We start from the raw sequence: 12,886 nt of genomic DNA, 5'->3' as shown, positions 1-12,886 counted from the left end.
CCTGTGTCAAAGCAGTAAAATGACACGTCGCCGGCTGCCTTTTTCGAGGCTCGGGCGGCGCGTTATCGTCGATCGTTGCGTTGGATCATTAGCGCTGCATGCTGTGCATGTTTTGCTTAGGTATCCGACTGATGGAGATCAAAATGAACATCCCTGCTTCGCTAACGCATTGCATGCGCTCGCTCACCGTGCTGACAGTCATCGCCGGCAGTGCTGCGCTTACGGGTTGCGTGATGGACCCGCCGGGCCCATCGCCGATTTATAGCCGCCTTCCGGCCGACCAGTCGGGCATGACGAGCACCGCCCGGCCGCTCACGCCGGAAGAACGCGAACGCTATGACGCGATCGACCGTCAGGTGTTATCCGATCAGAATCAGGCCATTGCCGCCGAGAACGCGGCTCAAGCGTATTCACGTTATTACTCGCCGCCCGTGAGCGTGTATGGCAGCTATTACGGTGGCGGTTGGGGGCACGGCTGGGGTACGGGTGTTGGCGTAGGCTATTCGCCGTACTGGGGCTGGTAAGTCGAAGCGGGCTCAGCCCGCCTGACTATGGCTACACTCAGTGTGTGGCCTTCTTGTCTTTGACCGTCTTGCCGCCATGCTTGCGATCCGGTTTCGCGCGCGACTCCGGGTTCGGCACCACATGCAGCGGTGCCGCCGAGACTTCACCACGCGTAGACGTGGTAACCGACGGCGTGTTCGTATTCGGCAACGGCGCATTCGGCGCCACGAACTGCACGAACACTTCGCCGTCCTTCACCATGCCCATTTCGTAGCGAGCCCGCTCTTCCACGGCGGCCGTACCGTTCTGCAAATCCTGCACTTCACCCTGAATGCGCTCATTGCGGAGCTTCGAATCGGCGTTCTTCTGCAGTTGCTGCGCCAGTTGCTGCTGCAACTCATGCACGCGCAACCAGCCGCCGTGCCCCCACCAGAGCGGGTACTGGATCAGCGCCAGTAGAACGATCAGGACAGCAGTGACAAGCCGCATGAAGTAAGCACAATAAATACACGCCGCCCTGCGCTATACGCAGGGCGGCGGGGTCAATCAGAAACGAAGGATAACCGGCTCATCGGTCGGCGCTTGCAGCCAGACCATCAGCGCAGATTGTAGAACGCCGACTTGCCCGGGTAGCTGGCGATATCACCGAGGTCTTCTTCGATGCGCAGCAACTGGTTGTACTTCGAGATGCGGTCCGAACGCGACAGCGAACCCGTCTTGATCTGACCGGCGTTCAGGCCAACCGCGATGTCCGCGATGGTCGAATCTTCGGTTTCGCCCGAGCGATGCGAGATCACAGCCGTGTAGCCGGCGCGCTTGGCCATTTCGATAGCCGCGAAGGTTTCCGTCAGCGTGCCGATCTGGTTGATCTTGATCAGGATCGAGTTGGCGATGCCCTTCTCGATGCCTTCCTTCAGGATGCGCGTGTTGGTGACGAACAGATCGTCGCCCACCAGTTGCACCTTCTTGCCGAGCTTGTCGGTCAGCGTCTTCCAGCCTGCCCAGTCGCTTTCGTGCATGCCGTCTTCGATCGAAACGATCGGGAACTTGTCGGCCAGGTTCGCCAGGTAGTCGGCAAATTCGGTCGACGACAGTTGCAGGCCTTCGCCGGCCAACTGGTACTTGCCGTCGTGGTAGAACTCGCTTGCCGCGCAGTCGAGCGCGAGCAGCACGTCTTCACCTGCGCGGTAGCCGGCCTTTTCAATCGCTTGCAGAATGGTGGACAGGCATTCGTCGTTGCTGCCGAAGTTCGGCGCGAAGCCGCCTTCGTCGCCCACGGCCGTGCTCATGCCGCGGTCGCTCAGAATCTTCTTCAGCGCGTGGAATACTTCGGCGCCGCAGCGCAGTGCTTCGCGGAAGGTCGGCTGGCTGACCGGCACGATCATGAATTCCTGGATGTCCAGGCTGTTGTTCGCGTGCGCGCCGCCGTTGACGATGTTCATCATCGGCACCGGCAGTTGCATGGCGCCCGAGCCGCCGAAGTAGCGGTACAGCGGCAGGCCGGCTTCTTCAGCAGCGGCCTTCGCGACCGCCATCGAAACGGCCAGCATCGCGTTCGCGCCGAGGCGCGACTTGTTGTCCGTGCCGTCGAGTTCCAGCAGGGTTTTGTCGAGGAAAGCCTGCTCGGAAGCGTCGAGGCCCATGATCGCTTCGGAGATTTCGGTGTTGATATGCTCGACAGCCTTCAGCACGCCCTTGCCGCCGTAGCGGCCGGCTTCGCCGTCGCGCAGTTCGATCGCTTCGCGCGAACCCGTCGACGCGCCCGACGGCACCGCGGCGCGGCCCATCGTGCCCGACTCGAGCAGCACGTCGCATTCGACGGTGGGGTTGCCTCGCGAATCGAGAATCTCTCGACCGATGATATCTACGATAGCACTCATGGTTTCCTCAAGAAATGACGTTGAATTCTCTACTGTGAAACGGCATCAGGAGCTGCTGGTCTCCCCAGCACACTACTCACCCTGATGCTTTCGACGACCATTACGTGCATTCGCCTCGCGCCGATCATAAAGCCCAATCGTGACACGCCGCGAATGCCTGAATCAGTTGAAATCGCTTTCGAGGAACGGCGCGCGCTTGACCGCCTGATCGAGCGTCACGAGCGTTTCGAGCAGATCGGCCATGCGATGGAGCGGCACGGCGTTCGGACCGTCCGACTTGGCTTCGGCCGGATTCGGGTGAGTCTCCATGAAGAGACCCGATACGCCGACGGCGACCGCGGCACGCGCCAATACCGGCACGAATTCGCGCTGACCGCCCGAGCTCGTGCCCTGCCCGCCCGGCAACTGCACCGAGTGGGTCGCGTCGAACACGATCGGCGCATTGGTTTCGCGCATGATCGCAAGCGATCGCATGTCCGACACGAGGTTGTTATAGCCGAACGACACGCCACGCTCGCACGCCATGAAACGGTCTTCCGAGAGACCGGCTTCGCGCGCCGCATCACGCGCCTTGTCGATCACGTTCTTCATGTCGTGCGGTGCGAGAAACTGGCCTTTCTTGATGTTGACCGGTTTGCCCGAACGCGCACAAGCGTGAATGAAGTCGGTTTGACGGCACAGGAAAGCAGGCGTTTGCAGGACGTCGACCACCGACGCAACCTGCTCGATCTCGTGCTCGGCGTGCACGTCGGTCAGCACCGGCAAGCCGAGCTGACGCTTCACTTCCGACAGGATGCGCAAGCCTTCGTCCATGCCCAGACCGCGGAACGACTTGCCGCTGCTGCGGTTGGCCTTGTCGAACGACGATTTGTAGATGAACGGAATGTTCAGCTTCGCGCAGATTTCCTTCAGCCGGCCAGCCGTGTCGATCGTCATCTGTTCCGATTCGACGACACAGGTGCCCGCGATCAGGAAAAACGGCTTGTCGAGCCCGATTTCGAAATCGCCCAGTTTCATGCTTTCTCCCCGACTTCGCTCGTCACGCGCGGCTGCTGATGCGCGAGCGCCGCTTCGACGAACGACTTGAACAGCGGATGCCCATCACGCGGCGTGGACGTGAATTCCGGGTGGAACTGCACGCCGACGAACCACGGGTGCATGCTGCGTGGCAATTCCATCATTTCCGGCAGATCTTCACTCGGGGTACGGGCGCTGATGATAAGGCCACCGGCTTCGAGCTGGGGCACGAAGCGGTTATTGACTTCATAACGGTGACGATGACGTTCATTCACATCCTTGCCATAGATCTCTTCGGCCATCGTGCCGGGCTTGATCGGGCAACGTTGCGAACCGAGGCGCATCGTGCCGCCCAGATCCGATTCTTCGGTGCGCTTCTCGACACGGCCTTCACGGTCGTACCACTCGGTGATCAGCGCGACCACGCGGTTCGGGGTGTCCTGATCGAACTCGGTGCTGTTCGCGTCTTTCAGGCCGACCACGTCGCGGGCGAATTCGATCACGGCGAGCTGCATGCCGAGGCAGATCCCGAGATACGGCACTTTCGCTTCGCGTGCATAGCGGATCGCGGCGATCTTGCCCTCGGTGCCGCGACGGCCGAAGCCACCCGGCACGAGCACGGCATCCAGATGCTTGAGGCTCTCGACGCCTTGCGTCTCGATCTCTTCCGAGTCGATGTACTCGATGTTGACCTTGGTCGACGTATGCATCGACGCATGGCGCAGCGCTTCGATCAGCGACTTGTACGATTCGGTCAGATCAACATACTTGCCGACCATGCCGATCGTGACTTCATGCTTCGGATGCTCGAGTTTTTCGACGAGATTCGACCACATGGACAGATCGGCCGGCTGCGGCGTGAGCTTGAGCTCTTCGCAGATGATCGCGTCCAGACCCTGGTCGTGCAGCATCTGCGGAATCTTGTAGATGCTGTCGGCGTCCCACACGGAAATCACCGCGTCTTCGGGCACGTTCGAGAACATCGAAATCTTCGCACGCTCGTCGTCCGGAATCGGGCGGTCGGCACGGCACAGCAATACATGCGGCGAGATACCGATTTCACGCAGCTTCTGCACGCTGTGCTGGGTAGGCTTGGTTTTCAGCTCGCCCGCGGTCGCGACCCAAGGCACCAGCGTGAGGTGCACGAAGCACGCGCTGTTGCGGCCCATGCGCAGGCTCATTTGACGGGCGGCCTCGAGGAACGGCAGCGATTCGATGTCGCCTACGGTGCCGCCCACTTCGACGATGGCGACGTCCGGCTCACCGCACGTCGCGGAAGCCGCGCCGCGTTCGATGAACGCCTGGATTTCATTCGTGATGTGCGGGATGACCTGCACCGTCTTGCCAAGATAATCGCCGCGGCGTTCCTTGCGGATCACCGATTCGTAAATCTGGCCCGTGGTGAAGTTGTTGGCCTTGCGCATCTTCGTGCTGATGAAGCGCTCATAGTGGCCGAGGTCGAGGTCAGTCTCCGCTCCGTCTTCCGTTACGAACACTTCGCCGTGTTGAAACGGGCTCATCGTGCCGGGGTCGACGTTGATGTAGGGATCGAGCTTGAGGAGGGTGACTTTAAGACCGCGCGATTCGAGGATCGCGGCGAGGGAAGCGGCGGCAATACCCTTGCCGAGGGAAGATACTACGCCGCCGGTGACGAAAACATATTTGGTCATCGCTGGATGCTCGCGGGAAAAACGGATTATACCGTAAAGCAGGGTCTCAACCCAGCGAATTCCTGGCGACATCGGTACGAAAGCGTGCCATGGCGATGGCAACCGCCGTTCGCCGATCACGCACCGTTTTTTTGCGGCGCCGGCCAACCGCATTGCGGGCCGCGCCGCCGCCACGGCCGGTGCGGCGCCTCCCGCATTACCTCTTATATAAGCAGGCTGCCGCACCGGTGAACGCGCGCGCCGCGTCGCGCATCGCCCTAAGCCTGCCGCTCCAGTTCGCGCAACATCCGCTGCACGGCGCGCGCGGTTTCGAGAGGCTTTTCCATCGGATACAGATGGCTGCCTTCGATCCATTCCACATGACCGCCTGTCGCGCGACGGGTGGCGTCCAGCCCCGCCTGGCGCACCTCCTTTGAATGCGTGCCGGCGATGAACCCCACCGGCACCGGCGCACCGCGCGCGAGGCGAGGCCCAAGTGTATGCGGCAAGGTCTTATAGATCTGATACTCGGTGCGCCGGTCGAATGCGAGCGAGCGGCCGCCGTCGGGCGAGCTCTGCGGGATGCCGAAGTCGATGTAGTCGGACAGCATGCGTTCGTCCCAACGCGCGAATGCCGGCTTCGAATGAAAGTGCCGCCACGCCTCGTCACGGCTTGCCCACTGCGTGCGGCGCGTGCGGGTGGCGGCCGCGGGCGACAGGCGTTCGTCGAGCCCGGTCCATTGCGACACCCTCAGCATGCTGCTGCGCCAACCGGCGATCACGGGCGAATCGAGCATCACCACGCCCCTCACCCACTGCGGCTTTTTCAGCGCTGCCATCAACGACAGATAGCCGCCAAGCGAATGACCAACCAGCCACACCGGCTGCTCGTACGACCGGCCCACGTCGTCGAGCAACTGCTCGACCAGATGCGGCCAATCCTGCGTGACCGGATAACGCACGTCGTGACCGATCCGCTCGATCGAGCGCAGTTCGTAGTCGTCGGCGAGTTCGGCGAAGATCGTCCGGTAGGTCGACGCCGGGAACCCGTTCGCATGCGAGAAGTGGATGACGTTTTTCAACTGCGGCTCTCTCCGTTCTGTTTTAGCGCGCGGGCTTCAGGCCTGACTTTTCACTCAAGCTCCGAGCCCGGCGGCGCATTTGTTCTGTCTGTGCGGGCGGCAATTCATCAGCGATCCATCCAGTAGCGGCGCTGCGTGTCGCGATAGCGCTCGAGTGTCAATGCGGCGCCGTTCAGGCCCGGAGCGCTTTGCGGCGCAACTTCCGCGTTGGCTTCGATACTTCCCACGGGCCCGAGGCCCGGGTTGAGACCTGGGCCGACATCCGGGTTGACGTCGACCCGCACCGCGCCGTCCGTATCGCTGCGTGCAAGCTCGATATGCCGCGCCTTGTAACGCTCGAACACCCCCGCATTCGGATGATGAAATCGGTTGCGATAGCCTACCTGAAATAGCGCGATGAGCGGGTCGATAGAGTCGAGGAACGGCTCGGTCGACGAGGTCTTGCTCCCATGATGCGGCACGACCAGTATCTGGGCGCGCAATACGTCGCGATCGCGCGCGAGCAGGATGCGTTCGACCGGCGCTTCGATGTCTGCCGCTAACAAGGCTGACATGCGTATAGGCGCGGTTTGAGCCTGTCCCGCCGACGTGCTCTCCACAGCCGCTCTGCCTTCCGCGAGCGACATGCTTTTCACAGCCGGCGGCCTTTCCGCTGCAAGCGGGCTCTCCGTGGCGGGCAGCTTCACCGCAGCCGCCATCGCACTCACCCGCAACACGCAGCAATGCGCATTCGGCTTGCCTTGCAGCGGCCCGGCGTCCGGCCAGAGCATGGCGAACTCGACGCCGTCCCACTGCCAGCGTTGCCCGGCCGCACAGGGCAGCGTATCCGCACCGCGTTGCCCGGCTTGCGCCCACAGCGGATTCGAAGGCGCCAAGGCGGCCCCCATTTGACGCACCTCGATCGCGTCCAGCACAGCGGGCGCGCCGCCCGAGTGGTCGGAATCGGCGTGGCTGATGATCAGCGTATCGAGCGCCGTGACGCCGTGCGCCTGCAAAAACGGAACGACAACCCGCTCACCCGCATGCGTCGATTCCGGCCCCGGCCCGGCGTCGAACAGCAGCGTGTGATGCGCCGTTTCGACCAGCACCGAGCTGCCTTGCCCGATATCCAGCGCCGTCAGCCGGAAACTGCCATGCGGCGGCCCGGGTGGCGCCGGCATCAGCAGCGGCAGCCACGTGAGCGGTGCGGCCCAGCGCAGCGGCCAGCCACGCGGCGCCAGACACCAGAGAACACCGACCGCCGCGGCGGCGAGCGTCCACGCGTCGGGCTGCGGCAACCGCCAGAGCGTCCACGCCGGACCGGACAGCATCTGCAAACCCTCGGCCAGCAGGTCGAGCAAGGTATGCGCGGCGCGAAAAGCGTAGGCATCGAAAGGCGTGGGCAACGCGACGCCCGCCAATACCGCCGGCGTCACCAGCAGACTCACCCACGGAATCGCGAAGGCATTGGCGAGCGGACCAATCAACGGAATCTGCGCGAACCAGTAGACGGTGAGCGGTGCAAGCGCGACGGTCACCGCGAACTGCACATGCGCGGCGCTCCGTAGGCGTTCACCGAAAGCACGAGCGCGGCGACAGAGCGCGGACCACAGGCTCAAGAACCTGGATGGCATCACACCGCGCTCACCCTCTTCGTCACGGCGCTGCTCGTGATCCTGCACGCGGGGCCGTCCCGACATCGCGAACAGAATCGCCGCCACCGCGCAGAACGACAGCCAGAATCCCGCCGACACCACCGCCCACGGATCGATCAGCAGCACCAGCCCCAACGCCCACGCCAGCACCACCGATCGTGGGAGGTTGCGCCCGCTGACAAACGCGAGCGCCACCACGCCCGCCATCCATAGTGCGCGCTGCGCCGGCACGTTGAACCCGGCCAGCGCGGCATGCAGCCCCGCGAACAGCGCGCCGCCGGTCACCGCGACGATCTGCGCGGGTACCAGCAACGGCCAGTTGCGACCGATGAACCCCGAGCGCCGCCACACTGCACCGGCAAGCCACGCCGCAAGGCCCGCGGCAAAGCCAATATGCAAACCCGAAATCGCGACCAGATGACTGGTGCCCGTGCCGCGCATCAGCAGCCAGTCGGCGGCGCTGACTTCGTCCTGCGCGCCGATGGCGAGCGCCACCACAATCCCACGGTGCGGTGCGTCGGCGAGCACCGTGTCGATGCGTGCGCGCAGCGCGGCACGCCAGCGATCGACTGTCACGCTGATGCCACGCGCGTTGCCTGGTAGACGCAATGCATGAGCCGGGGCGCTCACGTAGCCGGTAGCGCGCACGTTGCGCGCCAGCAAACTCGCTTCGGCATCGCGCACGCCGAAGTTCGCGTTGCCATGCGGGCGCTTGAGGCGCACGGTCAGACGCCAGCGCGCGCCCGGTTCAAGCAACGGCGGCGGCGCATCCTCGGCAATCCATGACAGTTGAATCACGCGTGGAAAAGCGGCGATCGGCGCATCGGCCGACTCGACTTCGAAGCGAAAGCGCGCGCCCTTGTCGTCGCGTGACGGCAGACCTTTGATGCTGCCGACGACGTCGATATCGCGGCCCTCCCAAGCGCTCGGCAAGCTCACCGCGAGCCGGGTTTCAGCGCGCCACGCGGCATAGCCAACGCCTGTACATAAGGCCGCGATCCACACCGCGCCCCAACCGACGTATGAGCGCACGCGCACGCTGAACAAGGTCCGGCACATGCGCGAAATTGCAGCTAACGCACGCGCGCCCTCGATTATCGGAGCAACGCACGATCCATCCGAAGCACCGCCGCACACTGCATCCGAAGTACCGCTGCGCAGCTCATTCCGCGCACCGCTACGCCATTCGCCCGAAGCACCGCCGCGTTCGCCCGGAGAACCGCCGTCCCTCTCGCCTCGAGCACCGCGCCGCACTCCCCACGCCGCCACAAGAATTGCAACGCTCCCAAGCAGCACCAGCCCACACCACCCACCCCAACCCGGCAATGCCGCCTGCCGCTGCAACCAGATCACCCCCAACGCAAACCCGCACCACCATGCCCGCATCCACCCTCCGCCGCTTCCACCCCTTTCGCCCCGCCATCGCCGGACGGCGCAACGCACAGCGAGCAGGCGTGAGCAAGCCCGCCGGGCGTGTGTTCCGCCCGGCGCGAACCACTCAAACCATCGGGATCAATTATGCAGAGGAAAGCGCGAGCCGCGGCAGCGCGGCGAGCGCGTTAGCCGTTGTGCCTAGGGCGGCTTCGTCGGCAGTCATGCCGCGCAGTTGCGCGAGGCCCGCGCCGATGCCCGGAATCTGCTCCGGCGAGTTGCGCTGCTTGTACATCCAGGAAGGCGCGATGTCCGGCGCGTCGGTCTCGACGACCAACGCCTCGAACGGCAATTGCCCGGCAAGGCGGCGGATTTGCCGCGCCCGCTCGAAGGTCAGATTGCCGCCGAAACCGAGATGCATGCCCTGGTCGATATACGCCTGAGCCTGCTGGAAACTGCCGTTGAAAGCGTGCGCGATGCCGCGATGAATCTGATGCCGCCGCAGCCCTTTGATCACCTGATCCTGCGATTTGCGGACGTGGCAAATCACCGGCAGATCGAATTCGCGCGCCAGTTGAAGTTGACCGTTATAGAAAAACTGCTGGCGCGCATCGTCGAGACCTTCGACGAAATAATCGAGGCCGATCTCGCCGATGCCGACGAACAGCGGATCGTCAAGACTCGCCTCGATTTCCATGCGCAGCAGGTCGAGATCGCTCTCCTGCGCCTCCGGCGTGAAGAGCGGATGGATGCCGAGCGCATACGCGCCGCCGTCGATGCGGTGCGCGAGTTCACGCACCGCCGTGAAGTTCTCGCGGCCGATCGCGGGAATCACGATACGCCCGACGCCGGCTCGACGCGCCGCATCGGCGACTTCATCGCGATCGGCGTCGAATTCGGAAGCGTCGAGATGACAGTGCGTATCGATCCACATGGCGCGCCTAGTTAGCGGCAGAGCAAGCCCGAGCACGGCAAAGCATCGCTCACGTTCCGCGCGGTGATTAAACCGGCACAGACGGCTCTTCGTGCAAGACGCCGTCGCGCAGCCGCATGATCCGGTCGCAACGTCCGGCCAGTTCCGGATCGTGCGTGACGATCACGAAGCTGGTGTCGAACGTTTGCGACAGTTCGAGCATCAGGTTGAACACCTTGTCGGCGGTGCCGCCGTCGAGATTGCCGGTGGGTTCGTCGGCGAGTACGCAAGCGGGCTTCGTCACCAGCGCCCGCGCGATGGCCACACGCTGACGCTCGCCGCCCGACAGCTCACCCGGACGATGCTTAGCCCGATGCCCCATGCCGACGCGTTCCAGCACCGCGAGCGCCTCGCGCCGCGCGGCTTCGGTCGTCATGCGGCGAATCCGCAGCGGCATCGCGACATTGTCGAGCGCGGTGAATTCCGGCAGCAGATGGTGGAACTGGTACACGAAACCGAGCGCGCGATTGCGCAGGTCGTTACGTTCGCGCTCAGAGAGCTTCGTAAAAGGCTTGCCCATGACTGAGACATGACCGGCACTCGGATCGTCGAGGCCGCCGAGCACGTGCAACAGCGTGCTCTTGCCTGAACCCGACGCGCCGACGATCGCCAGCTTTTCGCCGCGCGGCACGCTCAGTTGCGCGTTGTTGAGCACCTGCACATTGAGGCCGCCCTGCACGAATGATTTCGAAATGCCGGTTGCTTCCAGCACATAGGGATGCAGCGCGGTGTCTTCAGAAGCCATGGATACGCTAACGGAACGGTCATTCATAGCGCAGTGCCTCCGCAGGACGGACTTTCGCACCACGCCAGCTCGGATAAAGGGTCGCCAGCGCCGACATCGCAAACGCGATGACACCGATCCGCGCCACGTCGGCGGGAATCAGCTCAGACGGCAATTCGCTGATGAAATATACGGACGGCGGCAGGAACTGCACGCCGAGCATATGCTCGATCATCGGTACGAGCCACGGAATGCTCCACGCGATCAGGCAGCCGAGCGCGACGCCGGTCGCCGTGCCGATAAAGCCGATCGTCACGCCCTGCACGACGAAAATCTTCATGATCGAGCCGGGCTGCGCCCCGAGCGTGCGCAGAATCGCGATGTCAGCCTGCTTGTTGGTCACCGTCATGACGAGCGACGACACCAGATTGAACGCCGCCACCGCGATGATCAGCGTGAGGATGATGAACATCATGCGTTTTTCGATCTGCACCGCCGAGAACCAGGTCTTGTTCTGCTGGGTCCAGTCGCGGATGTACAAATCCCCGGACAGGCTGCGCGCCAGCTGATGCGCGACCTCCGGCGCCCGCTGCATGTCGGTCAGGCGCAGCCGCACCCCCGTCGGCGCGGGCAACCGGAACAGCGCCTGCGCGTCCTTGATATTGATCAGCGCGAGCGTGCTGTCGTATTCGTAATGCCCCGACTCGAAGATGCCCACCACCGTGAACTGTTTCAGCCGCGGCAGCATGCCGGCGGGCGTGATGGTGCCCTCGGGCGCGACCAGGGTGATCTTGTCATTGACCGTTACGCCGAGATTGGTCGCGAGGTCCGCACCCAGCACGATGCCGAAGTCGCCCGGCACGAGGTCGGTCAGCTTGCCGCCCTTCATTTCGCGGCCGATGTCGGACACTTCAGGCTCGAGCGACGGTTCGACGCCGCGCAGCGCCACGCCACTCACGGCATCCTGGCGTGTCAGCAGCGCCTGCGCTTCGACATACGGCGCGGCGCCAATCACTTCCTTGTTCTGGCGCGCTTCCTGGGCGGTCAATTGCCAGTTGGGCATCGAACCGGTCGGCGAAAAGATTTCGACGTGCGCGAGCACCGACAACATCCGGTCGCGCACCTCTTTCTGGAAACCGTTCATCACGGACAACACGACGATCAGCGCCGCGACGCCAAGCGCGATACCCGACATCGACACGAGCGCGATGAAGGAAATGAAGCCGTTACCGGTCGTGCGTTTGCCCGCGCGGGTGTAGCGCCAGCCAATCTGCCATTCGTAGGGAAATTTCAAGCGAATCCTTTTCTGCGTTCTTCGTCTGCTGCTGGCCTTTTGCCGCGCATGACGGCGGCAACTTGCAACTGTCGCGCCTGTCATGCGGCCTGAGCACCGTGATCATTGGTGTCGCGGCAACCCGGATGGTTCCGGTATGACATTCCGGGGCTCCCGGCAAACCCCCGCGCCACCGAAGCCGGCACCCCGTCATGGCTACCGCTGCCGCCACTGCCGTCAATCAAGCGCGAAGTTTGCCATACAATGCCGCGAACTCGCGAGAAAGGCATTGCGCGCGGGGCACAGCCCCCCGCGCCCTACCGCAGGTTGTAGCGGCCCCGCAGATCGTTGATGATCCCGGCCGCCTCACTGGTCGCCACTTCCCGCACGTTCGCGTCCTTGCGGTCGCGGTGCAGATGGGTGATATCCCAGTTGCAGCCCTCCTCGTCCTCGACGGTCTCGTGAAATCCGGTCGGAATCCAGCCGGCCGTGACCGGATTGGCGTCGAGCGCTTTCACGACCAGTGCCAGCAGTTCCTGCTCGGTTTTCAATTCACGCGACATGTCGGTCTCCCTCGTCATGGGCGCGGTGCCGCCGCGCTCGGCTGCTGCGATCGGCGGAGCTTGGGTGCTGCGCCTGGATCCGCCGATATGGTCTGAATACTCGCACTCTTTGCCCTTCAATCCTGTCTTTCCCCGCAAAAGCTTACGCAGCAAAGCGGGCAATTCAAAATGTTGTACCTCTATATGAGGATACTGCCGCACGTAAGCCTTTGATTT

General features: G+C 63.5%; 11 protein-coding genes. 1 reads left to right on the top strand and 10 read right to left on the bottom strand.

The features are described from left to right. Nucleotides 1-143 precede the first annotated feature (143 nt). Nucleotides 144-524: a hypothetical protein gene (locus B0G76_RS06795; RefSeq protein ID WP_120296240.1), complete on the top strand. Its 381-nt coding sequence runs from the start codon at nt 144-146 to the stop codon at nt 522-524. Nucleotides 525-561: 37 nt separating this feature from the next. On the opposite strand, the gene ftsB is transcribed toward B0G76_RS06795, so the two are convergent. From ftsB to B0G76_RS06745, 10 genes are all read right to left on the bottom strand, one after another. Beyond that, nucleotides 562-993, bottom strand: coding sequence for a cell division protein FtsB (ftsB, locus tag B0G76_RS06790; RefSeq protein ID WP_120291140.1), 432 nt, complete (start codon nt 991-993; stop codon nt 562-564). Between the two features lie 107 nt (nt 994-1,100). Further along, nucleotides 1,101-2,384 (bottom strand): phosphopyruvate hydratase, encoded by a 1,284-nt coding sequence (gene eno, locus B0G76_RS06785; protein WP_042322785.1) that lies wholly within the window; start codon nt 2,382-2,384, stop codon nt 1,101-1,103. 162 nt (nt 2,385-2,546) lie between these two features. After that, on the bottom strand, nt 2,547-3,401 hold the full coding sequence (gene kdsA, locus B0G76_RS06780; RefSeq protein ID WP_120291139.1) for a 3-deoxy-8-phosphooctulonate synthase: 855 nt from the start codon (nt 3,399-3,401) through the stop codon (nt 2,547-2,549). After that, the gene (locus B0G76_RS06775) at nt 3,398-5,071 is read right to left on the bottom strand and encodes a CTP synthase (protein WP_120291137.1); all 1,674 of its coding nucleotides are present in this window, start codon (nt 5,069-5,071) and stop codon (nt 3,398-3,400) included. Before B0G76_RS06775 ends, kdsA begins: the two co-directional genes overlap by 4 nt. Nucleotides 5,072-5,328: 257 nt before the next feature. Then, nucleotides 5,329-6,132: an alpha/beta fold hydrolase gene (locus tag B0G76_RS06770; protein WP_120291135.1), complete on the bottom strand. Its 804-nt coding sequence runs from the start codon at nt 6,130-6,132 to the stop codon at nt 5,329-5,331. A gap of 107 nt (nt 6,133-6,239) precedes the next feature. Further along, nucleotides 6,240-9,152, bottom strand: a complete 2,913-nt coding sequence (locus tag B0G76_RS06765; RefSeq protein WP_120291133.1) for a DNA internalization-related competence protein ComEC/Rec2 — start codon at nt 9,150-9,152, stop codon at nt 6,240-6,242. Between the two features lie 130 nt (nt 9,153-9,282). Next, nucleotides 9,283-10,071, bottom strand: a complete 789-nt coding sequence (locus tag B0G76_RS06760; protein ID WP_120291131.1) for a TatD family hydrolase — start codon at nt 10,069-10,071, stop codon at nt 9,283-9,285. 67 nt (nt 10,072-10,138) lie between these two features. After that, nucleotides 10,139-10,882 (bottom strand): lipoprotein-releasing ABC transporter ATP-binding protein LolD, encoded by a 744-nt coding sequence (gene lolD / locus B0G76_RS06755; protein WP_120291129.1) that lies wholly within the window; start codon nt 10,880-10,882, stop codon nt 10,139-10,141. Further along, nucleotides 10,875-12,128 (bottom strand): lipoprotein-releasing ABC transporter permease subunit, encoded by a 1,254-nt coding sequence (locus B0G76_RS06750; RefSeq protein WP_120291127.1) that lies wholly within the window; start codon nt 12,126-12,128, stop codon nt 10,875-10,877. The genes lolD and B0G76_RS06750 overlap by 8 nt, the downstream gene beginning before the upstream one ends. A 296-nt stretch (nt 12,129-12,424) precedes the next feature. After that, nucleotides 12,425-12,790, bottom strand: a complete 366-nt coding sequence (locus B0G76_RS06745) for a hypothetical protein (RefSeq protein WP_120291125.1) — start codon at nt 12,788-12,790, stop codon at nt 12,425-12,427. Nucleotides 12,791-12,886 lie beyond the last annotated feature (96 nt).

It is taken from the genome of Paraburkholderia sp. BL23I1N1 (assembly GCF_003610295.1).
Lineage (GTDB): Bacteria > Pseudomonadota > Gammaproteobacteria > Burkholderiales > Burkholderiaceae > Paraburkholderia.
The sequence above is the reverse complement of the archived record's forward strand: the minus strand, read 5'-3'. Positions and strand labels throughout refer to the sequence as shown.